The 25,831-nt window shown below is 44.6% G+C and carries 38 protein-coding genes; 6 read left to right on the top strand and 32 right to left on the bottom strand.

Features of this window, described 5'->3' with window-relative positions; genetic code table 11:
* Positions 1 to 8: 8 nt before the first annotated feature.
* The 7 genes from P8596_RS05575 to P8596_RS05545 form a co-directional block, all read right to left on the bottom strand.
* Positions 9 to 245 carry a hypothetical protein gene (locus tag P8596_RS05575; RefSeq protein ID WP_224520863.1) on the bottom strand — a complete coding sequence of 79 codons (237 nt, stop codon included), beginning with the start codon at positions 243 to 245 and terminating at the stop codon, positions 9 to 11.
* A 73-nt stretch (positions 246 to 318) separates the two neighbouring features.
* A complete protein-coding gene (locus tag P8596_RS05570) occupies positions 319 to 543 on the bottom strand; it encodes a hypothetical protein (protein ID WP_224520864.1) in 225 nt (74 codons plus the stop codon).
* Positions 540 to 1,169, bottom strand: a complete 630-nt coding sequence (locus tag P8596_RS05565; RefSeq protein ID WP_224520865.1) for a YdcF family protein — start codon at positions 1,167 to 1,169, stop codon at positions 540 to 542. Before P8596_RS05565 ends, P8596_RS05570 begins: the two co-directional genes overlap by 4 nt.
* 32 nt (positions 1,170 to 1,201) lie before the next feature.
* The gene (locus P8596_RS05560; protein WP_224520866.1) at positions 1,202 to 1,402 is read right to left on the bottom strand and encodes a hypothetical protein; all 201 of its coding nucleotides are present in this window, start codon (positions 1,400 to 1,402) and stop codon (positions 1,202 to 1,204) included.
* 119 nt (positions 1,403 to 1,521) lie between these two features.
* The gene (locus P8596_RS05555; RefSeq protein WP_224520867.1) at positions 1,522 to 1,707 is read right to left on the bottom strand and encodes a hypothetical protein; all 186 of its coding nucleotides are present in this window, start codon (positions 1,705 to 1,707) and stop codon (positions 1,522 to 1,524) included.
* A 93-nt stretch (positions 1,708 to 1,800) separates the two neighbouring features.
* Positions 1,801 to 1,983 (bottom strand): SE1832 family protein, encoded by a 183-nt coding sequence (locus tag P8596_RS05550; RefSeq protein ID WP_224520868.1) that lies wholly within the window; start codon positions 1,981 to 1,983, stop codon positions 1,801 to 1,803.
* Positions 1,980 to 2,600: a TetR/AcrR family transcriptional regulator gene (locus tag P8596_RS05545; RefSeq protein WP_224520869.1), complete on the bottom strand. Its 621-nt coding sequence runs from the start codon at positions 2,598 to 2,600 to the stop codon at positions 1,980 to 1,982. The genes P8596_RS05550 and P8596_RS05545 overlap by 4 nt, the downstream gene beginning before the upstream one ends.
* A gap of 254 nt (positions 2,601 to 2,854) precedes the next feature.
* Here P8596_RS05545 and P8596_RS05540 point away from each other — a divergent pair, with 254 nt between their 5' ends.
* The gene (locus P8596_RS05540; protein ID WP_224521144.1) at positions 2,855 to 4,273 is read left to right on the top strand and encodes a DHA2 family efflux MFS transporter permease subunit; all 1,419 of its coding nucleotides are present in this window, start codon (positions 2,855 to 2,857) and stop codon (positions 4,271 to 4,273) included.
* Positions 4,274 to 4,319: 46 nt separating this feature from the next.
* On the opposite strand, the gene P8596_RS05535 is transcribed toward P8596_RS05540, so the two are convergent.
* From P8596_RS05535 to P8596_RS05515, 5 genes are all read right to left on the bottom strand, one after another.
* Positions 4,320 to 4,625, bottom strand: a complete 306-nt coding sequence (locus P8596_RS05535; protein ID WP_224520870.1) for a DUF4181 domain-containing protein — start codon at positions 4,623 to 4,625, stop codon at positions 4,320 to 4,322.
* A gap of 91 nt (positions 4,626 to 4,716) precedes the next feature.
* Positions 4,717 to 4,881 (bottom strand): hypothetical protein, encoded by a 165-nt coding sequence (locus P8596_RS05530; RefSeq protein WP_224520871.1) that lies wholly within the window; start codon positions 4,879 to 4,881, stop codon positions 4,717 to 4,719.
* 68 nt (positions 4,882 to 4,949) lie between these two features.
* Positions 4,950 to 5,654, bottom strand: coding sequence for a zinc dependent phospholipase C family protein (locus tag P8596_RS05525; RefSeq protein ID WP_279726293.1), 705 nt, complete (start codon positions 5,652 to 5,654; stop codon positions 4,950 to 4,952).
* The gene (locus P8596_RS05520; RefSeq protein ID WP_224520873.1) at positions 5,605 to 5,949 is read right to left on the bottom strand and encodes a DUF4306 domain-containing protein; all 345 of its coding nucleotides are present in this window, start codon (positions 5,947 to 5,949) and stop codon (positions 5,605 to 5,607) included. Before P8596_RS05520 ends, P8596_RS05525 begins: the two co-directional genes overlap by 50 nt.
* An 11-nt stretch (positions 5,950 to 5,960) precedes the next feature.
* Entirely contained in the window at positions 5,961 to 7,118 is a 1,158-nt protein-coding gene (locus tag P8596_RS05515; RefSeq protein ID WP_224520874.1) for an FtsW/RodA/SpoVE family cell cycle protein, read from the bottom strand.
* A gap of 197 nt (positions 7,119 to 7,315) precedes the next feature.
* Here P8596_RS05515 and P8596_RS05510 point away from each other — a divergent pair, with 197 nt between their 5' ends.
* Positions 7,316 to 8,665: a polysaccharide deacetylase family protein gene (locus P8596_RS05510; protein WP_224520875.1), complete on the top strand. Its 1,350-nt coding sequence runs from the start codon at positions 7,316 to 7,318 to the stop codon at positions 8,663 to 8,665.
* Between the two features lie 86 nt (positions 8,666 to 8,751).
* Here the strand turns inward: P8596_RS05510 and P8596_RS05505 are convergent, their stop codons facing one another.
* From P8596_RS05505 to P8596_RS05490, 4 genes are all read right to left on the bottom strand, one after another.
* Positions 8,752 to 9,342: a YdeI/OmpD-associated family protein gene (locus P8596_RS05505; RefSeq protein WP_397545330.1), complete on the bottom strand. Its 591-nt coding sequence runs from the start codon at positions 9,340 to 9,342 to the stop codon at positions 8,752 to 8,754.
* An 18-nt stretch (positions 9,343 to 9,360) separates the two neighbouring features.
* A complete protein-coding gene (locus tag P8596_RS05500) occupies positions 9,361 to 9,732 on the bottom strand; it encodes an iron chaperone (protein ID WP_224520877.1) in 372 nt (123 codons plus the stop codon).
* A 1-nt stretch (position 9,733) separates the two neighbouring features.
* Entirely contained in the window at positions 9,734 to 10,288 is a 555-nt protein-coding gene (locus tag P8596_RS05495) for a GNAT family N-acetyltransferase (protein ID WP_224520878.1), read from the bottom strand.
* 280 nt (positions 10,289 to 10,568) lie between these two features.
* On the bottom strand, positions 10,569 to 12,047 hold the full coding sequence (locus P8596_RS05490) for a SulP family inorganic anion transporter (protein ID WP_224520879.1): 1,479 nt from the start codon (positions 12,045 to 12,047) through the stop codon (positions 10,569 to 10,571).
* A 278-nt stretch (positions 12,048 to 12,325) separates the two neighbouring features.
* Between P8596_RS05490 and P8596_RS05485 the strand changes: the two genes are divergently transcribed.
* A complete protein-coding gene (locus P8596_RS05485) occupies positions 12,326 to 12,742 on the top strand; it encodes a universal stress protein (protein ID WP_224520880.1) in 417 nt (138 codons plus the stop codon).
* A gap of 62 nt (positions 12,743 to 12,804) precedes the next feature.
* Here the strand turns inward: P8596_RS05485 and arsC are convergent, their stop codons facing one another.
* The 3 genes from arsC to P8596_RS05470 are packed head-to-tail and all read right to left on the bottom strand — an operon-like array spanning position 12,805 to position 14,891.
* Positions 12,805 to 13,224, bottom strand: coding sequence for an arsenate reductase (thioredoxin) (arsC, locus tag P8596_RS05480; RefSeq protein ID WP_034762123.1), 420 nt, complete (start codon positions 13,222 to 13,224; stop codon positions 12,805 to 12,807).
* A gap of 24 nt (positions 13,225 to 13,248) precedes the next feature.
* Complete coding sequence (locus P8596_RS05475) at positions 13,249 to 14,538, bottom strand: arsenic transporter (RefSeq protein ID WP_224520881.1); 1,290 nt, start codon at positions 14,536 to 14,538, stop codon at positions 13,249 to 13,251.
* Between the two features lie 20 nt (positions 14,539 to 14,558).
* On the bottom strand, positions 14,559 to 14,891 hold the full coding sequence (locus P8596_RS05470; RefSeq protein WP_224520882.1) for an ArsR/SmtB family transcription factor: 333 nt from the start codon (positions 14,889 to 14,891) through the stop codon (positions 14,559 to 14,561).
* A 99-nt stretch (positions 14,892 to 14,990) separates the two neighbouring features.
* Between P8596_RS05470 and P8596_RS05465 the strand changes: the two genes are divergently transcribed.
* Positions 14,991 to 15,509, top strand: coding sequence for a GNAT family N-acetyltransferase (locus tag P8596_RS05465; protein ID WP_318020781.1), 519 nt, complete (start codon positions 14,991 to 14,993; stop codon positions 15,507 to 15,509).
* 56 nt (positions 15,510 to 15,565) lie between these two features.
* Here the strand turns inward: P8596_RS05465 and P8596_RS05460 are convergent, their stop codons facing one another.
* The 13 genes from P8596_RS05460 to P8596_RS05400 form a co-directional block, all read right to left on the bottom strand.
* Entirely contained in the window at positions 15,566 to 16,039 is a 474-nt protein-coding gene (locus P8596_RS05460; protein ID WP_224520883.1) for a DinB family protein, read from the bottom strand.
* Positions 16,040 to 16,134: 95 nt separating this feature from the next.
* On the bottom strand, positions 16,135 to 16,599 hold the full coding sequence (locus P8596_RS05455) for an NUDIX domain-containing protein (RefSeq protein WP_224520884.1): 465 nt from the start codon (positions 16,597 to 16,599) through the stop codon (positions 16,135 to 16,137).
* Complete coding sequence (locus tag P8596_RS05450; RefSeq protein ID WP_224520885.1) at positions 16,596 to 17,183, bottom strand: histidine phosphatase family protein; 588 nt, start codon at positions 17,181 to 17,183, stop codon at positions 16,596 to 16,598. The genes P8596_RS05455 and P8596_RS05450 overlap by 4 nt, the downstream gene beginning before the upstream one ends.
* A gap of 215 nt (positions 17,184 to 17,398) precedes the next feature.
* A complete protein-coding gene (locus tag P8596_RS05445) occupies positions 17,399 to 17,827 on the bottom strand; it encodes a YhfM domain-containing protein (RefSeq protein ID WP_224520886.1) in 429 nt (142 codons plus the stop codon).
* On the bottom strand, positions 17,821 to 18,075 hold the full coding sequence (locus P8596_RS05440) for a hypothetical protein (protein ID WP_224520887.1): 255 nt from the start codon (positions 18,073 to 18,075) through the stop codon (positions 17,821 to 17,823). The genes P8596_RS05445 and P8596_RS05440 overlap by 7 nt, the downstream gene beginning before the upstream one ends.
* A 2-nt stretch (positions 18,076 to 18,077) precedes the next feature.
* Positions 18,078 to 18,557, bottom strand: coding sequence for a GyrI-like domain-containing protein (locus P8596_RS05435; RefSeq protein ID WP_279726291.1), 480 nt, complete (start codon positions 18,555 to 18,557; stop codon positions 18,078 to 18,080).
* Between the two features lie 3 nt (positions 18,558 to 18,560).
* Entirely contained in the window at positions 18,561 to 19,352 is a 792-nt protein-coding gene (locus P8596_RS05430) for a phosphotransferase (protein ID WP_224520889.1), read from the bottom strand.
* A gap of 115 nt (positions 19,353 to 19,467) precedes the next feature.
* Positions 19,468 to 21,198 carry an ATP-binding protein gene (locus P8596_RS05425; protein ID WP_279726289.1) on the bottom strand — a complete coding sequence of 577 codons (1,731 nt, stop codon included), beginning with the start codon at positions 21,196 to 21,198 and terminating at the stop codon, positions 19,468 to 19,470.
* 440 nt (positions 21,199 to 21,638) lie between these two features.
* On the bottom strand, positions 21,639 to 21,917 hold the full coding sequence (locus tag P8596_RS05420; RefSeq protein ID WP_224520891.1) for a YesK family protein: 279 nt from the start codon (positions 21,915 to 21,917) through the stop codon (positions 21,639 to 21,641).
* An 11-nt stretch (positions 21,918 to 21,928) separates the two neighbouring features.
* Entirely contained in the window at positions 21,929 to 22,096 is a 168-nt protein-coding gene (locus P8596_RS05415; protein WP_224520892.1) for a hypothetical protein, read from the bottom strand.
* Positions 22,097 to 22,357, bottom strand: a complete 261-nt coding sequence (locus P8596_RS05410) for a SunI/YnzG family protein (protein ID WP_224520893.1) — start codon at positions 22,355 to 22,357, stop codon at positions 22,097 to 22,099.
* Between the two features lie 68 nt (positions 22,358 to 22,425).
* The gene (locus P8596_RS05405; RefSeq protein WP_224520894.1) at positions 22,426 to 22,839 is read right to left on the bottom strand and encodes an HIT family protein; all 414 of its coding nucleotides are present in this window, start codon (positions 22,837 to 22,839) and stop codon (positions 22,426 to 22,428) included.
* A 28-nt stretch (positions 22,840 to 22,867) separates the two neighbouring features.
* Positions 22,868 to 23,197, bottom strand: a complete 330-nt coding sequence (locus P8596_RS05400) for an HIT domain-containing protein (RefSeq protein ID WP_224520895.1) — start codon at positions 23,195 to 23,197, stop codon at positions 22,868 to 22,870.
* A 246-nt stretch (positions 23,198 to 23,443) separates the two neighbouring features.
* Here P8596_RS05400 and P8596_RS05395 point away from each other — a divergent pair, with 246 nt between their 5' ends.
* Both P8596_RS05395 and P8596_RS05390 read left to right on the top strand, forming a co-directional pair.
* Positions 23,444 to 25,543, top strand: coding sequence for a BglG family transcription antiterminator (locus tag P8596_RS05395; RefSeq protein ID WP_279726287.1), 2,100 nt, complete (start codon positions 23,444 to 23,446; stop codon positions 25,541 to 25,543).
* Between the two features lie 19 nt (positions 25,544 to 25,562).
* Complete coding sequence (locus tag P8596_RS05390) at positions 25,563 to 25,829, top strand: PTS sugar transporter subunit IIB (RefSeq protein ID WP_044338820.1); 267 nt, start codon at positions 25,563 to 25,565, stop codon at positions 25,827 to 25,829.
* Positions 25,830 to 25,831: the final 2 nt, after the last annotated feature.

Raw genomic sequence — 25,831 nt, 5'->3', positions numbered from 1 at the left:
CCGTCTCATTAATGGAAGAACAAAAATCCTTGAAGCGAGGAGTAAAGCCAAAGCAAGCCTGCAGAGAGCAGTAACCATCCCCTACCCTTGTGATTTCTCTGAATTTCTTCTATTCCCATAAATCCAAAGGACAGACCAGCCATCAACATCATGAGTTCAACCCATTTAAATTCCTGCATCACCAGTACATAAGTAAACAAGACGAAACTCACCAAAGAGAAAACAGTGCCTAATATCCTTAACAAACCCTCACTCCTCCTTTCCCGTGTAAAAAAATTCAATCTCTTTTAATTGAAGAAAATCTTTCATGATTTCCTCTTATTTTTGTGATACTTCTTCCTCATGCCTTTTGGTCCTTCTATATTCTTGCGCTGAACGTACCAACATAATGGTCATGCCCCCGATCAGATAAAGTGGCTGACTATCGAAATGATCTTCGATGACTATATCCTGGAACAGGATAAAACAGCCATATAGAACCCAAAAGCCGGTGAAGAATATGGAGAACATCCAGAATCTTGGATACACTTTTTCTTTTTTCATGTTATCGCTCCTGTGTTTAAGTGAATATCGATATCCTCATCCTCCAAAGCACCCTGCTTCACGTACCGAATCAGTTTCTCCGTTTCCCCGTGAACACGTTTGACACCAGTTTCACTCCGAAACCAATTATCTTCGTTGGTATTGTCATCATCCACAGCACATAGGGTGAATGAGATCCAGTCCGGCATATACGTTTTTAGTGTCAGGTGCAGCCTTCTCATATGATAGGAAGTCGTCACGACGAGCAGGCGCCGGATATTGTGCAAATGAAATTCCCGATCCAAGACGAGTAGGGAAGCAAGCACATTTTCAAGGGTATGAAGGGAAAGGTCTTCTGTTAAGATATCTTTCTCCGAAACTCCTAATGATATTGCTTCTTTCTTTAATTGAAGTGCTTCCGTATACTCATTTTCCGGCCACTTCACACCACCGGAAAACAAGATCTTACCAGCCCTTCCCTCTTTATAAAGCTCCACCGCTTTCGGTAATCGGTACTTCACTGCTTTGCTACTGCCTGCAACAAAGATACAATCCCCTTTTAATTGATCGTCATGAATAGAAGAGAATAATAGTTGTGACATTTGGTCATCTGTGAGATGTTCATGGTTTAATTTAGAGATGTACATTCCGACCCTCGCTGTCTTCATTATCTTGTTATTTATTTCGATAGACTCTTTTCTTTTTTAATCGTTTGAAGTGTCAAGATCAACCCGGTAAATCCGGCTAAAAATGATGGGGGAAGACTCCACATGAGATATCGCCAATCTCCCGTGTACAAAGAGACGAAGAGAAATAGAATGGGAAACCCGACTAATACGATGAGCGACACAAGTAAAGCCAATGAATTCATGTTTTTCATAGATAACCTCCGTTTTCTTGATTTTAGCACTCTCTATATTTTAACATAATTTTCCTATATGTGATTCTCCCCAACAAAAAAAAGAGGCACTTTTCCAATCCAGAAGTGTGCCCCTTGCTTCATCTTTTAAATAACAGGAAAAGAATAAGGAAAATGATCATTCCCAGAAATAAAAGATAGCCCATCCCCATGCTGTATACAAAATAGACTCTTACATGGAGGATGATGCGGATAATATGAAAGATCAGGATGCATAAGAGCACCATAATGACGATATTGACCTGTCTGTCCCGGTTTCGATGCATAGAAATCAGCTCCATTCAAAGAGCATGGTACAAGATGAGACTTGTACCCTTTGTCTTTCTATATATCTATTTTCCTTTGCACCTCAATATTCATCAAACATCGATCGCTTCCAGCTGCTTACGTAAATCTGAAAGCTCAGTCTCGAGTTCGTCCAGTTTCCTTTGCTGGATATCCGTGTTTCTGCCAAAGGACTCCAGCTTCTCCAAGTCCCCCTGGATGCGGATATAATCTAATTTCACTTCGTTGACTTTGTATTCCAAATCTTCTTTCGTCACGTTGTCTCCCTCCTTTCATCATTTGATTGATCGAATCCTCTTGTATGGATCAAGTAAAATTGCCGTGCCAGAAATGCAGGGGTATATGGCATATCATTGCGAAGCCACGATTCAATGGTTCCGATGATCGCCGCGGCGTCGTACCATATGAAGATCTCCTGCTGGATGCCTGCTTTTTGTACGAAAGACGCCTCCCCCCTGCTTTCAATCCTAGTGACAAGCCAGTCTGTGAAAAAGGTCAGGATCCTCTCTTTGAAAATAGGGATTCTTCTCGTCGCAAGAACCGTCTTATAAAACTTCCCATTCAGTGAGATATGTTCAAGGAATCTCTCCAGCACCTTGATATTTTCTTCATGATCCGGGTGTTCGTCCGTTTCCGGTTCTCCTAACACGCTCGAAATCTCGAGGATCATCTCATCGGCCATCTTATCCAGCATATCCGAAATGTCCTGATAATGCAGGTAAAACGTCACCCGATTGATAGTGGCCGCTTCTGTGAGCCGATTGACGGTTAATTTCTCAAGATCCATCTCTTGCAGCAATTGGACAAAGGCGTCCTTCAGCAGCTGGCGTGTTCGGAGGATCCTCGGATCGGTCTGTTTCTTCTTATTACTCATAGCATCTCTCCTTTCCCCTAGACTAATTGACGATTTCGTTGATTCTGTTTAGTTTCACGGTATTAAACAACAAGGTCTTTCAGAGTGTAAACTAATCAACACAACACACCGTACTGTTCATTGAAAGCTTCCGGGATAGATTCTATAATTTAATTTATGTTTTGTTTAGTATACTACACATTGTAAATTAAGCCTACGAAAGGAAGTGGATAGGATTGAGTACCGCTACAAGCTCCATAAAAAAAGGACCCGTCATGACCATCATGATCCTGGGTGCCTTCTTTACGATATTTAATCAAACCACCATGACCGTCGCCCTACCCACGATCATGGATGTGTTCAGCATTGATGCGTCCACCGGGCAATGGCTGACGACGGGCTACATGCTCGTGAACGGGGTACTGATTCCCGTCACCGGCTTTTTAATGCAGCGCTATACGAATAGGCAGTTATTCCTGAGTGCCATGGTGATCTTTCTGGTGGGTACGATTGTTTCGGCCCTCGCACCCAATTTCCCCGTTTTGCTTACGGGACGGCTGATTCAGGCTGCGTCCACAGGGATCATCATGCCGCTCTTGATGAATGTAGTACTGAAACTCTATCCTCCGGAAAAAAGGGGAACCGCCATGGGAACCGTCGGCCTGGCGATCATTTTCGCTCCGGCGATCGGCCCGACACTGACAGGCTATGTCCTTGATGTGTTCCCTTGGCAGACGTTATTTTATGGAATGATTCCGTTCATTCTGATCATCATCGTGTGCGGATTCATTTTTCTCAGGAATGTGTCGGAAACGATTGAAAGCAAGATGGATATAATCAGCTTGATCCTTTCCACGATTGGATTCGGAGCCCTGCTTTATGGGTTCAGTGAAGCGGGAAGTGAAGGCTGGGGCAGTTTGGAGGTCATTGCCACATTGACTGTCGGGGTTGTGGCCGTCGGGCTCTTTTCATGGAGGCAGCTGGTCACAGAACGACCATTTCTTGATCTTAGAGCATTCCGCTACAATATGTTCACGTTGACCACCCTCATTAATTGCGTGATTACGATGGTCATGTATGCAGATATGATCCTGCTCCCTTTGTATCTTCAAAACGCCCGTGGATTCACCGCGTTAGAAGCGGGATTCCTGATGCTGCCGGGAGCTTTACTGATGGGGCTGTTGAGTCCTGCGGTGGGAAGATTGTTTGACCGTTTCGGGGCAAAATGGCTTTCAGTGATCGGAATCACCATCATACTGGTCACGACGTACGCGTTTACGGATTTATCAGATTCCACGAGCTATATGCATCTGATCCTGATGTACGCCGGACGCCGAATAGGGATGGCCCTCTTCCTGATGCCGTTGCAGACGGCCGGGCTGAACCAGCTCCCATCAAGTCTCCATTCACATGGGACCGCCATTTCCAATACGGCAAGGCAGGTCGCCGGTGCCATTGGGACGTCCCTCCTAGTTACGATCATGACGAGCCGGACGAAAGATCATCTCCAGGACATTATGATGGAAGGCACAGGTGCATCGAAAGCCCATATGATCATGGAAGCATCGATCGGGGGCATCAACGATACTTACTTCGCCATCATGATTATCGGAGCCGTTAGCTTAGTACTATCCTTCTTCATCAAGAAGATAGAACAGGCACCCGAGGAGACACTCATGTCGCGTTCGAGCTAATATGGTGGGAGGCATCATCCTGTGATAGGGTGATGCCTCCCTTTTATTATTCAGAAAAAATATCGAACGTGTACCCTAGCGAAATAAATACAATGAATATAACGAGGCCGAGTAGGGTAATGATGTATTCTTTCTCTCCCGACTTCCATTGCATACAAGCGTTAAATAGGAAAATAACCATGATGATCAACATATTCTTTATCCCTGCTGGAAAAAATACGACGTTCACGAAGAAAATGATCCACAGAATCCGTTTCCCCCATTTATGCAGGGTATTGACTTCCTCCGCTTCAGGCCTCCTCACAATATTCCATTTCTTCCTGACTGTTTTTTCACTAACATAAAAAATCAATATGAATACACCAATATACAAAATAAATTGATAGAGTCCATTCAGGATGCTGTTCATCTGCGCAGGCACTCACTTTCTATGGATTTCATTTCTATAGTTGAATGTGGAACCAATAATAGTAGCTTAATAACGCCACACTGATGACCATGATGAAAGTGTAGTGGCCATTTTTGGCTTTTTTCGTGCCCCCGAAATAAAAATAAAGGGCTCCCAGCAAGAAGACGATGTATAGAATGACTTTTATAAGGAAATCCATATTCTCACCTCTTGCTTAGGATTTTTTCCTACCATGATAGCCTGTCACAATGATCAGTGTAAGTAGATTCAGGTATTCATAAGATTGGTTCGATTCATATTCCAAAGAGTATCTCTTTGAAACCTAGAATCCAGTGTATCTACGAGCTTCTCCGTCGTCTCCTCAACAAACCGTGAAATTTCATCCGGGGTTAAATAGTCAAATGGATAATTCGGATCCAAAGCGAAGGCATACGAGTCGCTAAGATAAAACTCCGTGATCCGCTTGATTTGTCTCGTAATCTGATTTTCCGGAAAGATGTCCAGGTAATCCGGGAAACGATCAATATGTTGGAAAACCCGATGGAAAATCGTTTCCATGTTTTCCTGTAAGTACACAAAGTCCGAGCCATACCAATCCCCTTTTACCTTTTTCGTATATTCAGGCGTTCCGAGAATCATTTGATAAACCGGTTCTTTCTTCTTTTCACGATGCATCCGGCTCCACTCCACATCGGTCACGAGATGAAGATAGTAACCTAAATAAAAAGAAGAGCGGGGATCAGTAAAATCGTCTTCCTCCTGTATGTATTTTTTCAAAAACAAATCAGGATTTATGCTCCCATCATCCTTAAAATGGGTGGCGATTTTGTCAGGATAAAAGATTCCTGTCTCCTGATCAGGCAGACCGCAATCCGGACCTATATTCCCTACGAGAAATTCTTTCTCCGCTACCTTTAAGCCACTATTCAATAGATTCTCTGCTATTCTGAAATGTACCATCCACGTTGCCAATGTGTTCAGCTCCTTTTTCCTTTTTTTTTAAGATCACATACACGATAAACCCCACCACGTACAAGCCGCTCAGCAGCCAAATATAGGTGAACGGGTTCGTCTTTAAGGCAATGAGCACCACATCCACCGGGTAAATATCACTACAGTACTGTACATCCTGGGGGGTAAAAATGAACATCGGTTTGCACTCAGACTGGGGTAAATAGGCGATTTTGCCCGTGATGAAGATGGAATAGACGTATGATATCAACCAAATGGGAATTGACAGCACCCATAGAATCCACCATTTTTTCATCCTATTCCTCCTTACTCTTTACTCCCGAACATATACACATTGGTGGTAGCCGACACGTTATTGATGATGCTCAAGGCGAAGATCGTACCGAGTACGGAACTTCCTCCGTAGCTGAGCATCGGAAGGGGAATCCCGGTGATCGGGACCAGTCCGATGACCATTCCCACATTTTCAAAAATATGAAATGTCAGCATGGAGATGATGCCTGCCCCGATCAGTATTTCATATTGACCTTTATTCCGTAGGACGATGGTGATGATTTTATAAATCAACACGAAATACAGGCACAGGACGATGGACGATCCGACAAACCCGAATTCCTCTCCAATGACCGTGAAGATGAAATCGGAATGGGCTTCAGGCACGGCAACTTGCCCGTCGTTGAATCCTTTTCCCGTCATCTTGCCTGATCCTGACGCAAGAATGGATAATCTCAATTGATAGCCAATCCCCTGGCCGTTTCCGAACGGATCTAGCCAGGAGTAGATTCGATCCAGTTGATACTGACCCATAAACGATAACAATACTTCCGGGCGGTACATGAACAGCCATACCAGTGAAGCGATGCTTGATACCCCAAGAAAGGATAAGAGCATGAGAATATATTTATTGATTCCTGATATAAAGATCATGCCGATCATGATGCACATGATGACCATCCCTGTCCCTGCATCTGGCTGCTTCAGTACAAACGCCAAGGGGATGAAGGTGATGGCCACGACTTTAAACAGTAAAAATCCATCCGAAGATAAGGTCCTCTCCTCAACCGTTTCATTGTGTCGTGAAATGACCTGAGCCAAAAAGAGAATAAGAAAGACCTTCATAAATTCCGAAGGCTGCAATGAACCGAAGCCGGGAATGGAAAACCAAGCTTTCGTTCCTTTTATGATGGGTGCAATGCTTGAAGGGGCCAGCATCAGGAAGGCAAGTAGCAGGATGCCAAATCCGTACAAATAAGGGGATAACCTTCTAAGCTGTTCAAAATCAAAGTAGTACACGATGGAGGTCAAAATAGCCCCGCCGATGAACCATATACATTGCTTCATAGCGAAATTGTCTTCGTAAGGCAAATATTTCTGCGCACTGTAAATCGACACGCAACTGATGATCATAAACACAAACACAAGAAACATTAAATCCAAATCGAACTTTTTCCACTTACTCTCCATAAACCCACCTAACCTGTCCCTGAAAACTCTCTTCTTAATAGACGATTGTAAGGGTGAAGAAGTTTCATGTTCATCCACTCTTTCCCATTTTATTTAAAAATCGTGAAAGAATCATTGAATTATCATGAATAATTTGAAATAATTGGAATTGTTTGGTTTTTTAAGGATGACTTTTTTACCAGAAAAGAGGATACGAGATGTTGAAGAAGATTCCCTTCAGAAGGATACGCTGGCCAGGTTGGGTGGTGTTGGCTGTGGTCGGTATTTCATTCATTTATGGAATGACGCAGCTTGTCGAGGCCATTCGATTCGAGCCTGAGTCAGGCAATGCGTCCCCTCTGACCATTGACTTTAAAACGGAAACCAAGAATGCGGATACATATACGATGTCCATCAAAACACCGAAAATGGAAGATAAGAGCATAAAAAAACCCATCCAAGGATGGATTAACAATGAAAAGAAAGCCTTTTTAGAAAAAGTGAAGGAAAACAAGAGGCAGCTGGGTAATGGCTCACGCGCCCACCTTGTCATTCAGGCAGACAGTGTGAAAGCGAGAGATGATACCTTTCACATACTCTTTCATTCCTATCAGCTGGTGGATGACGTCAGGGGTATAGAACACGTAAAGACGTTTACCATTAATGCTGCTGAAAAGAAGATCGTCAAGCTACCTGACATCATGGAGATAAATAAAGAGGCGAGAAATATGATCCGGAACCGCCTCATGGGACATCCTGAACCTAAAGTGCAAAAGGTGTTACAGGATCCAGCCTCATGGAACTGGTCCCTCAACGAAACAGCACTCACCCTGTACTTTAATGAGATCGATGAATCCGGGCCCACCGAGTTGAACATTCCGATTCATGTCATCCTTCCCTTTCTGGATGAAAAGATTGCGGATTCCTTGGACGTGGCAAAGGCATCAATTGAACCTGGAAAATACGTCGCCCTAACCTTCGATGACGGACCGGACCCCAACGTCACACCACGGATTCTTAAGGTGTTGAAAGACCATGACGTTCATGCCACATTCTTCATGCTCGGCAGTCAGGCAGAGAAATACCCGGAAGTGGCAAAGGGTGTTGCAGAAGCCGGGCATGAAATCGGCAATCATTCTGACCATCACAAAGACTTGACGAAAATCTCTAAGGAGCAAATGACGAAGGAGGTCCTCGCCTCCAGACAGAAGATCATGAGTGCCACGGGTCAGCTCCCCTCAGTCCTGCGCCCTCCTTATGGGGCCATCGATGGAGAGGTCGAACGCCTTGCCCACGATAACGGATCGTCCATCGTCTTATGGTCCGTCGATTCACTTGATTGGAAGAACCAACAGGTGAACGCCATCCACTCTACCGTAGAGAAGGAATTGACTCCCGGGGCCATCATCCTCCTTCATGATGTTCATTCCACTACGGCCGATGCCCTTCCTGGATTATTGACCATGCTTGAGAAAGAAGGGTATGAATTCCTCACTGTCTCCCAGCTTCAGGCGAAACTCGCAGTGGAAGCCGCAAGTCCTTTTTATGGAAATATAAAGAAGGGATAAGCCCTCTGATGCTTCATCGCTTCTTTATTTTCCTGTTTCAAAAGACAGTAGATGAGTAAATCATCAAACTGCCTGCACTTTTTTCTTTAGTCATTCATTCCCTTACCATCCAAAATATGCTGCACATATTTTTCGACCCTCGACTCCCGGGTTTTTGCTTGTTTCGCTTTGGATATATAAAGGATATATGCCCTCTGACGACCCGGCGTCAGGTTTTCAAAAGCCGTTCTCAATTCCGGCATTTCCTCGAATTTCTGCAGTAGTTCATCTGGGACAGGATATTCTTCCGTCTTTTTCAGCTCCACTGTGAGACCTGCTTTTTCCACTTCAATGGCTTCCTGAATATACGCTTTCAGGATCTCTTTCATTTCGATGATTTCCTGAGGATTGGTGAACCGGACCTGGCGGGCTGCCTGCACATTCTCCGTCTGTTGGATCAGAATCCCTTGAGGATCCTTGAGTAACGCCCCTTTGTGAAACAAGAGGGCACAATAGTCTTTGAATCCATGCATCAACACGATGTTTTTTCCCTCTAACGTGTAGCAAGGATGCATCCACTTGATTTCCTCCTCCAGCTCTTCAAAGGAAAGAAGGATGCTTCTCAGTCTTTCATATTCTTCCTGCCACTGCTTCGCTTTTTTAATGAATCCATCAACCTTGCGATTTGGCTTGATCACATGCAACACTCCTTCCCTCTATTTTCGCCAAAATCCAGTGAATTCTACTTTTTCTTGAATATTATAGGTAATCATATCTTCAAGCAGTCTGTAATCGACTGGATTTTTCCACGGAATGCGAAATAAACCTTTGGTCGCACTGTAACCGGCTTCTTTAATGCGGTCGGCGAAATGTGCCATTGTGACTTCTTCCGGCGCTACACTCACATGGTGCTTCGCAGTCGAGATCCCGATGATAAAGGTACCATGATCGGTAAACATCGGGGTATTCCACTTGATGGCTGGTTCCAGTTGTGGGAATGTTTCCTGCACCCAGGTCAGGATTTCCTCCATCCTCGTACGATGATCGGGATGATCAATACCTTCTAAATAGCTTGAAAAGACGTCCATATTAACTCCTCCTTATCTCTGCTTTTCTTCGCAAGACCGTAATAAAACCGTCCAGAATATCATGGGAGATCGTGAAACCCTTTCTCTGATAAAATCCCAGAGCATCATCATTTCCATTCGAGGTGAAGACAAAATAATCCTCGACATCGTCAAACTCTGCCAACCATTCCATCGACATAGTGTACAGTTTCGATCCGATTCCAAATTGTCGATACCCTTCTTTTATGTAAAACTGCGAGAGACACCCTACGTTCTCTCTTTGGACAGTCAAAAGGTCGAAAAACGTGGCAAAGTCATTCGAATCGGCTTCCTTTGGTGAGGTGTTCGTATACACATAGGTGATGATTTCGTCCTGTCGATCGTGATCCTTCACGACCACTAGGTAATTATGTACGGCATTTTCTATAGACGGCAGCATCCGAGTTTCAAAATTCATGCTGTCAAACCGTTCCGGCGCAATGGATGCTTTCGACTTTTGGAAGAGCATCAGTTCATTGCAAAGATCCCGGCAGCATTCGGTCTCTTCTTCAGGAATTACTTCATATTGTAGATTCATCTTTATCATTCCCTTGTTATAAGCTTGCATCATCTCTTATGTAGATATTTCTCGATTGGTTGGCGGTTCTCCTTTATGATCAAGAAGAATCTCCACGAGAAAGTAGTTTTTCGAGGGGCAAATGGCTCTGCTAAACCATGGGGAACGTCCGCTCTCTCCTCATTATTCCAAACCCACGCAAACTACTCAAGAAAATGATCAATAATTTGTTCTACATGAGATTCTTTTTTTAAACGAAAACAAAAAAGCCCTTTGTCGTTCATAGACAAAGAGCTTCCTTTTAATGTCCGACGGCTTTATCAAGTCCGCCCGGCTGATTGTGAACAGACAGCCTGTTCACAAGTTTATTGCTTTCTTCATTCAATCCGATCAAGGTGACCTTCACACCGTTCTGGTGATATTTGATGACCACTTTATCAATGGCCCCTACAGCTGAGTCATCCCAAAGATGGGCATCTGTAAGGTCCAATGTCACTTCCTTCACCTGTTCAGTAAAATCAAATGATTCAACGAACTCCGTTACGGAAGCAAAGAACAATTGACCCGAAACCCGATACACCTTTTTATGCGGTTGATCGGTGGATAGCGTCGTGATCTTCACTTTCGAAATCTTGGAGGCAAAGAATACGGCACTCAAAATGATTCCAACCAGTACCCCTTTTGATAAATCATGTGTAAAGAGCACGGTCACGACCGTCGCCAACATCACGACCGTATCCGTTAATGGCGTTTTGTGAAGATTCTTGATGGAAGCCCAATCGAATGTCCCGATGGAAACCATGAACATCACACCGACTAACGCAGCCATTGGAATGGTGACAAGGAAATCGTTCAATAACAGGATCAAGATCATTAAGAAAACACCGGCTACCAGAGTAGACAAACGTCCTCTCCCGCCTGACTTCACGTTGATGACTGATTGACCGATCATGGCACAACCAGCCATTCCGCCAAAGAAAGCAGAAACGATATTCGCAATCCCTTGTCCCTTTGCTTCCTGGTTCTTATCACTTGTTGTATCCGTCATATCATCCACGATGGATGCGGTCAATAAGGACTCAACCAATCCGACAATCGCAATGGAAAGCGAATAGGGAAAGATAATCTGTAAGGTTTCAAAGGTAAATGGAATATCCGGGATCAGGAAAATCGGTAACGACTGAGTCAGCTGCCCCATGTCACCCACAGTCCGCACATCACTATTGATCAAAACAGCGACCACTGTGATGGCAATGATGGCAACCAATGGTGAAGGAACCGCTTTGGTGAAGCGTGGAAGAATATAAATAATCGCCAACGCTCCGGCAACCATCGCGTACATCACCCATGACTCCCCTACAAAGTGTGGTAATTGCGCCGTAAAGATCAGGATAGCCAAGGCATTGACAAACCCGATCATGACGGAACGCGGAACAAACTTCATTAATCGTCCTAACTTACATACACCCATAATGATCTGAATGACACCGGTCAGAATGGTGGCGGCCAATAGATACTGCAGCCCATGATCGGCCACAAGATTGACCATCACCAGAGCGGTCGCACCGGTCGCGGCGGATATCATGCCGGGACGCCCACCTACAAACGCAATGACCACGGCAATACAGAAGGAAGCGTACAATCCTACCATCGGATCGACACCTGCTATGATCGAGAACGCAATGGCCTCCGGAATCAAAGCCATGGCTACAACCGTTCCTGCCAGGACATCCCCTCGGATGTTTCCAAACCACTGAGATTTAATTGTTGATAAATTCATTATGCACCTCTTTTTCAAAAATTTTGTTGTTGACTTTCAACTCTCATGAAAGTCGGGTCCGTTAAACACAAGGGCCATTATATAACGAATCCTACCTATTGTGAAGCCTCCAATTAAACGTTCACAAACCTCGTTTTCTTTCATTTTCTTATAAATACGTTCATTTTCGACAGGATTCAACCTTCCATTAATTTTACATAAATGAGTGTAAAGGATATTTGATGATGATAGTCGAATACCTTACATATCTCGAAACAACATAGAAAGGAGATTCAATCATGTTCAATAAAATTTTATTAGCAACAGATGGGTCGGACCATTCTATTAGAGCAACTGAAAAAGCCATCGCCCTTGCCTCCTGCCAAAAAAACGGCACCATTGAAGTGGTGTATGTCATTGATGGGAGACAATCAAGAGACGATGTACTGCAGCATTGGGGGACCGATGCCGCTGATCATAGAAAGAAGAAGCTTATACTCATCGAACAGAAAATCAAACATGCGAAGATTAACTATACAACGCATTATTTACACGGGGAACCGGGTCCCACGATCGTCAAGCATGCGAACGAACACCAATTTGATGCAGTGGTTATTGGGAGCAGAGGATTGAACACTCTTCAGGAAATGGTCTTGGGAAGCGTGAGTCATAAAGTAGCGAAGAGAGTGAAGTGTCCCGTGATGATCGTAAAATGACAGAACCCCTTGGGCCCACTGGCCGAAGGGATTCTGTTGTATCGACTATTACCTATCCGTTTTTATTCACCGGTCTCCGCAAAACGATGGATTCTTTCCCCAACCTCATCACGTACGCGCTGAAAGAATGCCCATTTCTCTTCTTCGGTACCTTCCGCCTTTGCAGGATCATCGAATCCCCAATGAACACGTTTCACATGAGGAGGTGTCATTGGACATTTATCCGCTGCATCTCCACATAGTGTGACAACAAGATCAGCGTTATTCAGGATTTCAGGATCGATGATATCAGATGTTTGATTCGTGATATCGATATCGACCTCTTTCATCGCTTTTACCGCATTAGGATTTAAACCGTGCGCTTCGATTCCTGCGCTGTAAACATTCCACTCGTCACCTAAATGTTTTTTCGCCCAGCCTTCCGCCATTTGGCTTCGGCATGAATTCCCTGTACATAAAAAGTAGATGGTTTTCTTTGACATATTGAATCTCTCCTCTAGTGTTTGTTAGATGATTAATAACCAGATATAAAGCCCGACCAGTGTGATGAATAGGGTTGGGATGGTCAGGATGATTCCTGTTTTAAAGTACGTGCCCCAGGAGATTTTCACTCCTTTTAATGAAAGGACATGGAGCCACAATAATGTGGCCAGCGATCCAATCGGGGTGATCTTCGGTCCTAAATCCGAGCCGATGACGTTTGCATAGATCAACGCTTCACGGGTGACACCGGTCGTATCCGTACCGGCAATCGCCAATGCATCGATCATAACTGTCGGCATATTGTTCATGATGGACGATAGGATCGCCGCGATGAATCCCATTCCGACCGTAGCAGCGAATAATCCTTGATCCGCCGTCACCTGGATGACATCTGAAAGCACATCCGTCAGCCCTACATTACGAAGGCCATACACGACCACGTACATGCCGATCGAGAAGAACACAATCGCCCACGGAGCGCCTTTGATGACGGTTTTCGTATTCACCGCTGCACTTCTTCTGGCCATAAATAAGAAGAAAATGGCCACGACCCCTGCAATAATGGATACAGGCAGACCGATGAATTCACTGGCGAAATAGCCGACAAGTAGGATCAAGAGCACCACCCAGGAAAGGCGGAACATCTTGATATCCTTTATGGCATCCACCGGTTTCTTAAGATCGGAGACATCATAATTCTTCGGGATGCTCTTCCGGAAGAAGAGATAAAGGACCAATATACTTGCCCCTAAAGAAAACAGGTTAGGAACGATCATTCGGGATGCAAACTCCACAAATCCGATTCCGAAGAAGTCAGCCGACACAATGTTCACCAGGTTACTCACCACTAAAGGAAGAGATGTTGTATCCGCGATGAATCCGCTGGCTATGATGAACGGAAACACAAGCTTCTCACTAAAATTCAGGTTCCTTACCATCGCAAGCACGATCGGTGTAAGGATCAGAGCCGCTCCATCGTTGGCAAAAAGGGCCGCGACCACAGCTCCTAAAAGTGAAACGTAGACGAACATTCTCACACCGTTACCGTTTGCCGCCCTTGCCATATGCAACGCAGCCCATTCGAAAAATCCGATCTCATCAAGAATGAGAGAAATAATAATGATTGCAATAAATGCCAATGTCGCATTCCAGACGATGCCTGTCACATCGACCACGTCATTGAAATCGACAACCCCCACGATCAATGCCAAGATGGCTCCGCCAATGGCTGACCATCCGATGGAAAGTCCTTTCGGCTGCCAAATGACAAGCACGAGGGTGATGAGAAAAATCACTGATGCTAATATAGTCATAATTCCTTTTTTACCTCCTATTATTCACATGAAATGCGTAAGCCCTGCTCCTCTAATTCCTTCAGTTTGAAGTCCTGATTCGGCAGGTAGTCCAGGAGGCTTTGGATCATCGGAAAGTATTCACTCTCGCGGTTAAGGGAGTAAATGATCCATTGACCGCGCCGCTTTTCCCTTACAATCCCCACGTCCTTTAATTTTCTGACGTGTTGACTGATGGCGGGCTGGCTTGCTTTGAAAATCTCCACAAATTCACAAACACAACAGTCGTTCGTATCCAGTATCTTTACCATGGTTAACCGGGTCTTATCCCCCAGCAACTTTAAAATCGTTGCCGCTTTGTCTAAATCAGCCATCCACTCACCCCCTGAATATAAATGTATGCTTATATAATAGTTCACTTATATGTAGATAACAAGACATTTCTGCATTATTCTAAGGAAAAGGGGGCTTACATGCAAATGAGAATTATAGATGAGATGAAAAAGGATGACTGGAATCAAGTAGCTACCATCTACAAAGAAGGAATCGAGACGGGGAACGCAACATTCCAAAAAGGCATTCCGTCCTGGGAAGAATGGAATGCCAGCCATATAGTAATCGGTCGCATCGTAGCGAGGTCAGGGGATTCCATATTAGGCTGGGCTGCCCTAAGTCCTGTCTCAAGCAGATGTGTATACAAAGAGGTTGCCGAAGTGAGCGTGTACGTTTCAAACCAGCATGCGGGTAAAGGGATTGGCAGTCTTCTTCTCCATAGCTTAGTGAAAGAGAGTGAAAAACACGGCTATTGGACACTGCAGGCAGGAATATTCCCGGAAAATTTGGCAAGCATGAGGCTCCATGAGAAAAATGGCTTTCGTATCGTCGGCCGCAGGGAAAGGATCGGGAAGATGGCGTTTGGCGGGATACGGTTTTGTTGGAGAGGAGGAGTAAAACCGTTGGTGTGGAATGAAAATTCAGGGAACTGTGAATAGTTCCGGCAAGTCTGACTACCAATCTGAACGATTAAAATCAGCTTGCCGACTATTCATTAAGGCTCAATGAGATCTGTATCCGGAGGTATATACCCCAGCTGTCTACCTATTTTCACGATTTGTCCTTTATGATGAAATTCGTGTGTGACAGTATGCGTATACAGCCATAAAGCTGAGATTTCTGCACTATCACCTTCCCCGAAGGATATGTGCATGGTGTAATCCCACTTCCCTTTGAACTCCTCTAGAAATTCATGAAGCAGGTCATCTGTCTTCCTGAAAATGTCACGCATTTCCTCTACAGTGTTTGCGGAATCTGCAGTGATTTTAGGAAGGGACCGACCCAGAGCACGACTTCCCAGCCATACACGATAGCAATCCGCTACGTGAACGTGCAGATTACGGATGGAGTCTCCTCCAAACGATTCAAGTTCTTTTACATAATCCGCTTGGGACATGGTTTCACAATAACGGAATAATAATTCTCTCGTACGGCGGATCCATTCATATTGATTTATAAAAACGTCCATCTTTCGGCCTCCATTTTTGAAAAGTGTATAGGTTAATCATTCTATTTTCGAGCTTATATTTCCTTTATATATGAAAAGATATCTAATAAATCGTCTCAACGTCTAACCAGTAAATAATCAGGAGCTTCTTTCTTTACGAAATGCTTCTCAATGAACGATAGTACTTCCTCATTTCCAGGTAAAGACACAATGCCCACTGCATCTTCAAAGGATAACCATCTATAATCACTATGCTCTTCGTTCAACGCCACTTCCTGATCACCTGGTACGAATCCCACAAACACAGGCGCGATGTATATGTAATTCCCTTCAATGGAATAAATCCGATCAAAGGTGTTGGCAGAATATAAGGAAAGGTTTGTGATGCCTGTCTCTTCTTCCACCTCTCTGTATGCGGCTTCCCAGGCTTTTTCTCCTCCCTCGATCCCTCCGCCGATATAGCACCATTCATTTTTCAAGACAGATTCGGCTCTTTTCACGAGTAATACTTTGTGTTGGTCATCCTCTTTTTTCAGTAATACGACGGCGACTCCTGTACATCTGATTGGTACTTCACTCATGTCATCACCCTCTTCGCTTCTGTCCACAACCGCTGAACCCTTACAAGTTCGTGACCATTAAATTCCATCCGGTAAATATCCGGTTTGGATGTACTGTGCAGGAAATCTAAATCATAGCGGGAGTCATAATGGCCCATCATCAGCGTCATGATGGCTCCGTGTGTGCCGACTGCAATTTTCTTTCCTTCATGTGTATGTAAGAGAGTATCCAATACGGCAACGGCCCGCCTTTGACATTCGGCATTGGTTTCCGCACCTTCTAAGGAAAAATTCGGGTCGCGGAACGACGCCTCCAGCAATGGTCCGAGTTCCTGGTCGGAAATCCGGTTGTTATTTGTGGAAAAGATTCGTTCCTTCAGGTCTTCTTCCACGATCACAGATTGTCCGATATGCTGACTTATCCCTTCCACCGTCAGTATCGAGCGCAGGTAGGGACTTGATACCACGACGTCCATGTCTTCCTTTTTCAGCAGCTCGGTCACTTTTGGGGCATCGGCTATCCCTTTTTCCGTTAGTCCACGTGTCCGTTCAGGACCTTCTTTCGGTGAGTCGCCGTGTCTTATCATATAGATTTGGGTATTCAAACTTTGATTTCCTCCTTTCACCTCTAAAAATTTTTCTTTTTATAATGGGGATGGATCAATCTTCTCTCTTGGGTGGTCACCTAAAGTAGGTATCATGCCGGTTTCAACCATTTTCATGCGAGATCTGGCACAATCATGCTGGGTTCACATTTATCATGCGGGATATGTGATAATCGTGCCGGTTGGTCGAATTAGCTTTACACTTAAATACCCGCTCAGTCTCCTAAACTCTCCCCCGTCAAAATTTCAAACAAACGAGCAGAGTCTTCCTTTGTCAGCTTGGCATACTCATCTGTACCCTGCATGACCTCGAGTTCATCTTTCATCGGACTGATCCACACCTGATGCAACATGGCCTTTGTATCGATATTTGGATTTTTAAATTCATACATAAACCGATAATCAGGAGGACGGATGAAGTCTACTTGTGCATCCTGCCAGTGGACATCACGGAGAATTCCCCTTACCTCTTCCACCTGTTTGGTATCCGTGACCTTGTTAAACTCTTCATATTTATCTTCATCTCCAACCTGCTTCTCGACAACGATGTTTTGTTTTTCATTTCCTGCAATATCAGTTGTGCAGGCTCCTAACCCAAGAATTATAAGAATCGCAATAAATATTGTGGATCCACGCCTCAACATATAGAGGTCTCCCCTTTTTCAATTTCACCTTTAGAATTCACAGTGTCTTTTCCCCATTCACAATTTTCTTCATTCTCCCAAGAAACAATACACTTGTTACACTCTTTGGTGACGGAGATGATTTCAACAGTGCCACCATGGTGCTTCATGACGATGGCTTTTGCCTGTTCTTCCGTCAGGTTTGAATCGATGCCTTGGCAGCCTACGATCAATAATAAACCTGTGATTATGAAGGACGCTTTCTTCAACTCTACTCCTCCCCTTGAGTCAGAATGGCATCATACAATTCCACCCGCACATCAGAAGGGTCCCCAGGCTGGTTTTCTTTTTGATAGATTTCTAGATTCCAACTCTTGGTGGAACGGGTATACCCGTTTTCATGTATCCACTGGTGTAGCTGCTCGTAGCTCTGACGGATGTCATGATTTGGTCCCTGGTGAAGTATCGTTCCATATGTGTGAGCCGGGATGGTCAAGCTGGTCATGTCTGTTGGAATGTCTCCATACTCCTTTACCTGCAATCCGATCCAGTAACCGTCTTCTTCCGGGGATGATTCTTCAACGATAAAGGCACCTATCTGCTGATCCGGTTGCAACGCGTTTTGGATTTCTCCCTTTCTTTCTTGTAACCTCACTGCCGCTTTCGGGATTTCCTTCACGTACTCGTCACCGGGGCATACGACCCTGAACCCCACTAATTTCACTTCTCCAACGCTTTTCAATTCTGCCATCGTTTACGCCTCCTCTATCCAATCATTAAGGTTTTCCCGGACAAATGCGATATCTTTCTGGTAGTGTTCCACATGCCCTTCTTCTATCATCTTTTGAAAAGCGGGATCCCCTTCCCGTGCTTTCCGGTGGATGGTTTGACAGATTGCTTCCAATCGGCGGATAGCCATCTGAAGATCCTCCAGTCCAAAATCTATACCATACGATTCAAAGAATCGTTTCACCCGTTCTTTGATCCTCGCTGCATCCCGTTCCCGGTCGTAATGCATAGCGTCACCCGTCTCTGAATAACGTACACGGCTCAAAGGTACACAGGTGTACAATGTATAGGCGATGTCCCATCGTCTTGGACCGGGTCCGGCCACATCGAAATCGATGATTCCTACAGGATGCTGTTTGTTGAAAATGATGTTGTATATAGCGAAGTCATTGTGGCATAAAACCTCAAATGGCTCTGGTGTGTGATCGATCGGCTCCCAGCCGTCGTCGATGGGGAAATCGCTCACGGCGTCATGATAATGCCTGAGCATCTTCGCAATACCGCTCAGTACCTCATCTGACCACATGTATTCCTTTAACGGATAATTCCCGGCTTCCCCTTCGATGAAGGATAAGATTTCCCTGCCTTTCTCATCGATGCCGAGAAACGCCGGTGAGTGCCGGAATCCCTTCTTTTCTAGATGACTCAGAAGCTTGTGAATTCGGGCGCTCTCAGGCTTCAGTTCCCGACGGACAGTATCTCCGGAGCGGTAGACGGCCGAGACATTCCCGCCGGTCAGTTTTTCTTCGCGTGACATAAGCTACCCCCATGAAACCAGTTTGATCCTTCAATCCCAATTATTTCAAAAATCAGACCATTTCACAATCCCCTACTCACTTCAATGAAGAAAACCTCTCGTTTTCACAAGAGGCTCAGCTTTTCTTCGGCAAGAGGAGCGTGACGGTGGTCCCCCAACCTAATTTACTTTTTACGGTCATGCGACCGTTATAATCATTCATGAGTTTGAAGCAGATAGTGAGACCAATCCCGGTTCCTTTGTCCTTATTGGTGAAATAAGGTTCTCCGATCCGGGCTAAACGTTTTTTGGAAATACCTTTTCCATTGTCGATAATCCGGACCCGGATGCACTCATTTGTCTGATCAAGCTTGATTTTAATCATGCCTTTTTCCTCGACTGCTTCGAGACTGTTCTTGATCGTATTGAGGAGCACCTGTTTAAAGTGAGATTCATGAAAGGCAACCAGGGTGTCCGACGGGAGCGAACTCGACATGTAGATCCTTTTATTCTGCTCAGCGGCAACGGCGTCGAACAGGATCCTGACATGGTTGACTTCGTGATGGATACTGAGCTCCATGTCTTCTTCATGGAAGTCCGCCTCGTCATTCGCTTCGGGCTTTGCGAGCAGCAATAGCTCCCTCAATACTTCGTTTACCCGGTCGATTTCTTCGAGCATGATTCCTTCATACTGACTGTCCACATTCTTTTCCTTCATGAGTTGGATGAAGCCCCTCACCGTCGTCAGTGGATTTCGGATCTCATGGGCAATGCTTGCCGCGAGTTCCCCAATGACCTTGCTTTTTTCAGTGGAGAGTAGAAGCTGTTCATTCTGCTTCTGATTCGTGAAGTCGATTCCATAAAACAGGGTGTACAGTTCCTTGTCATGATAGCGCAAGGTCGAGGTGCCCCATTGGATATAATGGACTTCCCCATTGATACGTGTCAGTTTCTGCAGTTCCCCGCGAGTGATTTTCAACTGATGTGCCTTCAGGAAGTTGGAAAATCTCATGCCCATCATCTGTTCTCCGGATATCAACAATAAGGCACAAATGGAATGATTGATCTTTACGATCCGATTCTCTTTATCTAACACAACAAGATAGTTCGGGTTGATATTCATAATCTCTTCCAACAGATTGCTTTGTTTCACGAGATTGTCATTCGCCACATTCAGTTGTTCGGATTGCATTTGGAAGAAGCCGAGAAACAGGAGGATGGCGACAAGGATGGAATTGAAGCTTGAGAAATATAAAGGCAGCACACCAAATCCGCTGATGACCCCGTTTAAGAAAACAAAGAAGGAGCCAAACACAAGCTTGGAATAAAAAAGCCGGAAAAAGGAGTCATGCAACTTTAATGTAAGGCCAAGAAGGAAAAACGTGTGAACAAACACCAACAACACATTAATGATAAAAGTAGAGTTAAGCATCCCATACACGGGAATGAAATGAGAAGGGGCGAACGCCGTTTCCGGAACGAGCGCATACGCGGTGACTCCGATCTTAGTGAAGTTTATCCCGTATACAAAGAGACTGAATCCAACGAGGAACAGGAGCACCGCTTTATTAAAGAACATGTGATATTTCCTTAATTCATCATGCTTTTCTACAAGGTAGTACGCAAAATAGTACATGACCGGCATGATCAGAATCGGGCCGATCCGGAAGATCCTGAACGCATGATCGATCCATTCTCGAGAAAAATAGTCATTCGCATATAAAAAAGCAATATCAATCTGCCATAAACATAATAGGAATAAAAATAAGGATAGCGCTTTGCTTAAGGTGGATTTTGAATAGAATAATAGTGATCCTGCAATGATGACAGGAATGAATGAAATAGCGACTAACAGAACAAACTCCATTAACCTCTCCCCTTTTGCGATGATCATGCAGATGTTGAATCCCTTGTGAGGTAATCACATTACGTTTCTGTAACTGAGGGATGCTTTCTTATTTATATCGGATTCCGAACGATCTTGTTGAAGGATTTTATAAGCCTTCCCTGAAATTTATTTGGCCTATATGGCTTATTTGAAGAAGGCGCTTTCAATATTCAGGTGGGTGAATTGACCTACATCTTCTATTTTACTGAAAAACGAAAGGGAACTATATATAATTTCCTATTAAACCACACGTTATTTTATGGTAAATAAGGATGATTTTTGGCAAAAACCATCTAAAAATCCCGCTTCCATATAGAGAAGCGGGATCGTTTGTAGATCAGGGGATCATTTCTTCCTTTCTTTCAAAAGCGAGCCAGCAACTGCCGCGATGACATCACCGATCGCCGTCAACAGTGCAATCATCCACCCACCCCTGTCTTTTTCTTAACGAACGGGCTGATCGCCGTTCCGATCGCTAGACCAAGAAACGCAGCAATGGCATAGAAACCGATGGCCATCCCGTCCCAGCCTCCGACCATAAAGATACTGTATAGAATGGTACCGAGACAGACAAAGCCCAATAGTGCAGACAAACTGAATACGATGTGATTACGGGTATATCTGGCCATCACGACAATCAGGCAAGCTGATAGGATAAAAAGCACGATGATCGGCATCCATCCCTCTAACATCAACATATTGCCACCCCCTAATAAATTCCTCTGTTAAACCACCAAAAGAAAAAGAGTATCACGACCACGATAAACCCCAGCAGGGCAACCACATGTTTTCTTTCCGTTTTTTTCTTACCGGAATGAGCAGCAACGATGCCGCCAACCAGTGGTAAGGAAATGGCGACCCACATCCAGAAACCCATCTAACTCGCTTCCATGAATGAGAGAATCTTATCTTTCAAGCCATCATTGCTTGTATACAGGATATACGTTTCAGAATGGGTCTTGATGACGACTCTGTCTGTATGCCCATATGGCAGACCGATTCGGATGGCCTTCTTATCCTCACCACCATATGTATCATCCATCGATACGTCTTTGATTTCCGAGAGGGGAATGTCTATTTGACTTAACTGCCATTTGATTCGCAGGTTCTCATTGTTCCTCGATACCTTTACTTCCATTCTGATCACTCCTATCTATCTATATAAATATTTACGAGATAAGGATGCAGAAGGTTTCAAATTTCTTCCTATTTTCCATTCAAAGCCTTCCTTTTGTTTTCTGGTTGCTTTAACCAGTAACGAACCCCTTTTCCTGCCAGCGGTTCGTCATTATATCGCGGGATCACGTGCAGATGACAATGGAAAATAAACTGATTGGATACCTCTCCGACATTCCAACCAAGAGTATAGCCGTCCGGGGAATACGTTTCATCTAAGTATGACTTTGCCTTTTGCAAAAGTTCGTATGTATCGTTCCATTCTTTCTCTGTTAACTCGAATGCATCTGCGTGATGACTTTTCGGCACAATCACGCCGGATCCTTCCAGTACGTCCTGGTGCTTGTTATGCTGCAGGAAATAGCAGGATTCATTTTCGAATACGATGCGTTGATCTTTGTCCTTTTCCGGATGGCAGAATGGACAGGTTTCTTGATTGGTCATGTGTTTTCCCCTTTCTTACTATCAGTTTTTATCGCAACGCCTTACCAGAGATAATATGCCAGTGCAGATGCTTGGAATCCTGGTAGTCTCCCATATTTGTGATGACTTTACACGCACCATGCTCATCTGTGACCATTCGCGCAACTTTTTTTATGACGCCTAATAGTTCGAGCAATAATTCATTATCCCCTTCTTCCAGCGTGAGGAGTGATGGAACATGCTTCTTGGGAATCGCCACGATATGGACAGGATAAAACGGCCTGGTGTGATGGTAGGCAAGGACATTTTCTGTTTCGAGCACCTTTTTTACTTCTGTTTTCCCACTTAATACTTCATCACAATAAAAATCATTCGTCATGGTTTGACCTCCCTGATACGATTTCTATTTCCAATTATTTCAAACCTCCCTCCTTTTGACAATCCCAAATCCCAGTAGTGACACTCATTTCGCTTCACTGTTCATTTTTGCAAAAATACACCATACAAACTCTACACAGTGAAACCCCTTTCATTACTGATTAATTGCCTATATACTAGACTCATAAGATGATCATCTACTAAACAAGAATATAAATATTGCAAAATTAACTAGAGGAGGATCCTCATGGTATTGGATAAAAGACGTGCACACTTATTATCCATCATTCAACATTCGCCTGACCCGGTCCCGACGAAGGAGCTTGTCGCCAGGATGAACTTGTCTCAGCGGACCATTTATTACGACCTTGATCAGATCAACAGCTGGCTGAGGACGGAAGGGTTGGAACCGATTGAAAGTCAGCATGGGCAGGGATTATTCTTGCCCCCTGATTCGAAATCGAAGTTGATGGTTTCGAAGGATCAGAGTTTTGACGATTGGCAGTATCAGTTATCGAAAGAAGAGCGCGAAGTCCTCATTAAAGCTTCCATCCTCTTGGAAGAACAAGATGCCTCGATGCAGCGGTTCATGAATCTGACGAGCATGAGCCGGGGGACGATCGCGAAGGTGATTAAAGACATCAAGCAGGAATTTCACGAAGCAGGTTTGCACTTGTACTATAAAAAAGGATCGGGTTACCGGTTGAGAGGTCCCGAGGAGGCAAAGCGAACGATGCTTTCCACGATCCTCGCCACCATCTTTTCCCACCACGATTGGCAGAATGTCCGGAATGAGGTTCACAGGATGATCCAGCCGGAAGCGGATACGTGGTCACAGGAAACGGAGCAAAGGCGCCTGGTGAGGGAAATTCTTTATGAAGCGGAAAAGGAATTGGGATTGACCCTGACGGATGAAATGGTCGAGATCCTGTCCCTGCAGATCCTGATGATCATGAAGCGGATCGAATGGCACCAGTACATTTCGGTCCCGGAAGAAGAAAAAGAAGTGCTGAAGCAGACAGAAGCCTACAGGGCAGCCCTTCACATCACGAAGAAGCTTGACGTTGCTTTCCCGGATGATGAGGTTTGTTTCATTACGATGAACCTGCTCGGATCGAAAGTCCAGCAGGATAACTTCAACCGCTATACGGAACAGGAATTGTCCGGGCTGAAGGAAGTCGTTCAACGGATGATCCATGATTTCCAGCTTTACTCCTGTGTCGTATTCGATGACAAACAGGGACTGGAGGAAAACCTGATCTCCCATATTAAACCGACGTTTTACCGACTTAAGTACGGTCTCTCCATCGCGAATGATCTGTCTGACAGCATTCAAACGACGTATCCGGACATCTTTCACCTGACAAAGCGGGTGATGAAGCATCTGGAACTCTATGTCGGAAAAGCGGTACCGGATGAAGAGGCAGCCTATATCACCCTGCATTTCGGAGGGTGGTTGACGAAAGAGAAGAAAAAGGTCGAGACGAAGTTCAAAGCCCTGATCGTGTGTGAAAACGGGATCGGGACATCCAATATGCTCCGGACCCAGCTCGAGAATCTGATTGCCGGGCTGAATGTCATCACGACGCTCTCCATGAGGGACTATCGAACGAACGAGTACGAGGCGGATATTATATTCTCCACCAATTATATAAAAGAAAAAGAGATTCCCGTCATCCACGTGCCCGCCATTTTGACCAATTCCGAAAAGGAACGGGTCATGCAAAGGATGAACGAGCTTTTCGACTCGAAGCCGACCGAAAAGAACCGGACCGATCTTCTGATGGATGTGATCAAGCGATACGCAACCGTCCATGAAGAAGACGCATTGAAGAAAGAACTGGTCCAGCTTTTAGAACAAACTACTCCCACGATAAAGGAGCTCAGAAAGCCTATGCTTAATGAATTACTGACAGAACAGACGATCCAGCTGAAAGACCGTGTCACGGATTGGGAGGAAGCCATCAAGGTGGCGAGTGAGCCCCTTGTCAAACAGCAATCGATCCGACCGGATTATGTGGAAGCGATGATCACGAACGTGAAGGAATTGGGTCCTTATATCGTCATCGCACCGAATATCGCGATCCCCCACGCACGTCCTGAAACAGGTGTCGAACAGCTGGGGATGAGCTTCCTGCGACTCGAAGAACCGGTTTATTTTTCCGAAAAAGACAAGCATCGTGCACAGCTTATCATCGTGCTTGCAGCAATTGATAATCAAACACACTTAAAGGCACTCTCACAGCTTACAGAACTATTATCAAATGAAGGCAACATAGAAAAGTTGATCGCAGCAAACGATCAAGAAACCGTCATTGAATTAATCAATCAAACTATAGAAGTATAAATTTGAGGAGGAAATCAAAATGAAAAAAGTATTAGTGGTATGTGGAAACGGATTAGGAAGCAGCATGATCGTAGAAATGAACGTAAAAGCAGCATTGAAGGATATGGGGAAAGAAGCAGAAGTATCCCACACGGATTTGACAACAGCCAAGACAGAACAAGCGGATCTATTCCTCGGTTCTGAAGATATCGTCGAGAGCCTTGAAGATGGCCGCAAGAATGTGGTGAAGTTGAAGAACTTGATGGATAAGAATGAACTTCGCGCAGCATTGGAACAAAATATCTAGTC

The organism is Rossellomorea sp. DA94, assembly GCF_029834455.1.
GTDB classification, from domain to species: Bacteria; Bacillota; Bacilli; order Bacillales; family Bacillaceae_B; genus Rossellomorea; species Rossellomorea vietnamensis.
The sequence above is the reverse complement of the archived record's forward strand: the minus strand, read 5'-3'. Positions and strand labels throughout refer to the sequence as shown.

What these genes read in the sequence shown, in the direction of transcription:
- P8596_RS05530 (WP_224520871.1), bottom strand. Translation starts at nt 4,881, where the DNA reads ATGGATTTCCTTATAAAAGTCATTCTATACATCGTCTTCTTGCTGGGA.
- P8596_RS05540 (WP_224521144.1), top strand. Translation starts at nt 2,855, where the DNA reads ATGACCATCATGATCCTGGGTGCCTTCTTTACGATATTTAATCAAACC.
- P8596_RS05430 (WP_224520889.1), bottom strand. Translation starts at nt 19,352, where the DNA reads ATGTCACGCGAAGAAAAACTGACCGGCGGGAATGTCTCGGCCGTCTAC.
- P8596_RS05490 (WP_224520879.1), bottom strand. Translation starts at nt 12,047, where the DNA reads ATGAATTTATCAACAATTAAATCTCAGTGGTTTGGAAACATCCGAGGG.
- P8596_RS05400 (WP_224520895.1), bottom strand. Translation starts at nt 23,197, where the DNA reads ATGACGAATGATTTTTATTGTGATGAAGTATTAAGTGGGAAAACAGAA.
- P8596_RS05545 (WP_224520869.1), bottom strand. Translation starts at nt 2,600, where the DNA reads ATGAGTAATAAGAAGAAACAGACCGATCCGAGGATCCTCCGAACACGC.
- P8596_RS05500 (WP_224520877.1), bottom strand. Translation starts at nt 9,732, where the DNA reads ATGGACGTCTTTTCAAGCTATTTAGAAGGTATTGATCATCCCGATCAT.
- P8596_RS05510 (WP_224520875.1), top strand. Translation starts at nt 7,316, where the DNA reads ATGTTGAAGAAGATTCCCTTCAGAAGGATACGCTGGCCAGGTTGGGTG.
- P8596_RS05520 (WP_224520873.1), bottom strand. Translation starts at nt 5,949, where the DNA reads ATGAAAAAATGGTGGATTCTATGGGTGCTGTCAATTCCCATTTGGTTG.
- P8596_RS05425 (WP_279726289.1), bottom strand. Translation starts at nt 21,198, where the DNA reads ATGGAGTTTGTTCTGTTAGTCGCTATTTCATTCATTCCTGTCATCATT.
- P8596_RS05415 (WP_224520892.1), bottom strand. Translation starts at nt 22,096, where the DNA reads ATGGGTTTCTGGATGTGGGTCGCCATTTCCTTACCACTGGTTGGCGGC.
- P8596_RS05465 (WP_318020781.1), top strand. Translation starts at nt 14,991, where the DNA reads ATGCAAATGAGAATTATAGATGAGATGAAAAAGGATGACTGGAATCAA.
- P8596_RS05565 (WP_224520865.1), bottom strand. Translation starts at nt 1,169, where the DNA reads ATGTACATCTCTAAATTAAACCATGAACATCTCACAGATGACCAAATG.
- P8596_RS05410 (WP_224520893.1), bottom strand. Translation starts at nt 22,357, where the DNA reads ATGGAAGTAAAGGTATCGAGGAACAATGAGAACCTGCGAATCAAATGG.
- P8596_RS05435 (WP_279726291.1), bottom strand. Translation starts at nt 18,557, where the DNA reads ATGGCAGAATTGAAAAGCGTTGGAGAAGTGAAATTAGTGGGGTTCAGG.
- P8596_RS05420 (WP_224520891.1), bottom strand. Translation starts at nt 21,917, where the DNA reads ATGTTGATGTTAGAGGGATGGATGCCGATCATCGTGCTTTTTATCCTA.
- P8596_RS05460 (WP_224520883.1), bottom strand. Translation starts at nt 16,039, where the DNA reads ATGGACGTTTTTATAAATCAATATGAATGGATCCGCCGTACGAGAGAA.
- P8596_RS05495 (WP_224520878.1), bottom strand. Translation starts at nt 10,288, where the DNA reads ATGAATCTACAATATGAAGTAATTCCTGAAGAAGAGACCGAATGCTGC.
- arsC (WP_034762123.1), bottom strand. Translation starts at nt 13,224, where the DNA reads ATGTCAAAGAAAACCATCTACTTTTTATGTACAGGGAATTCATGCCGA.
- P8596_RS05560 (WP_224520866.1), bottom strand. Translation starts at nt 1,402, where the DNA reads ATGAAAAACATGAATTCATTGGCTTTACTTGTGTCGCTCATCGTATTA.
- P8596_RS05485 (WP_224520880.1), top strand. Translation starts at nt 12,326, where the DNA reads ATGTTCAATAAAATTTTATTAGCAACAGATGGGTCGGACCATTCTATT.
- P8596_RS05390 (WP_044338820.1), top strand. Translation starts at nt 25,563, where the DNA reads ATGAAAAAAGTATTAGTGGTATGTGGAAACGGATTAGGAAGCAGCATG.
- P8596_RS05445 (WP_224520886.1), bottom strand. Translation starts at nt 17,827, where the DNA reads ATGTTGAGGCGTGGATCCACAATATTTATTGCGATTCTTATAATTCTT.
- P8596_RS05470 (WP_224520882.1), bottom strand. Translation starts at nt 14,891, where the DNA reads ATGGCTGATTTAGACAAAGCGGCAACGATTTTAAAGTTGCTGGGGGAT.
- P8596_RS05455 (WP_224520884.1), bottom strand. Translation starts at nt 16,599, where the DNA reads ATGAGTGAAGTACCAATCAGATGTACAGGAGTCGCCGTCGTATTACTG.
- P8596_RS05395 (WP_279726287.1), top strand. Translation starts at nt 23,444, where the DNA reads ATGGTATTGGATAAAAGACGTGCACACTTATTATCCATCATTCAACAT.
- P8596_RS05475 (WP_224520881.1), bottom strand. Translation starts at nt 14,538, where the DNA reads ATGACTATATTAGCATCAGTGATTTTTCTCATCACCCTCGTGCTTGTC.
- P8596_RS05515 (WP_224520874.1), bottom strand. Translation starts at nt 7,118, where the DNA reads ATGGAGAGTAAGTGGAAAAAGTTCGATTTGGATTTAATGTTTCTTGTG.
- P8596_RS05405 (WP_224520894.1), bottom strand. Translation starts at nt 22,839, where the DNA reads ATGACCAATCAAGAAACCTGTCCATTCTGCCATCCGGAAAAGGACAAA.
- P8596_RS05555 (WP_224520867.1), bottom strand. Translation starts at nt 1,707, where the DNA reads ATGCATCGAAACCGGGACAGACAGGTCAATATCGTCATTATGGTGCTC.
- P8596_RS05570 (WP_224520864.1), bottom strand. Translation starts at nt 543, where the DNA reads ATGAAAAAAGAAAAAGTGTATCCAAGATTCTGGATGTTCTCCATATTC.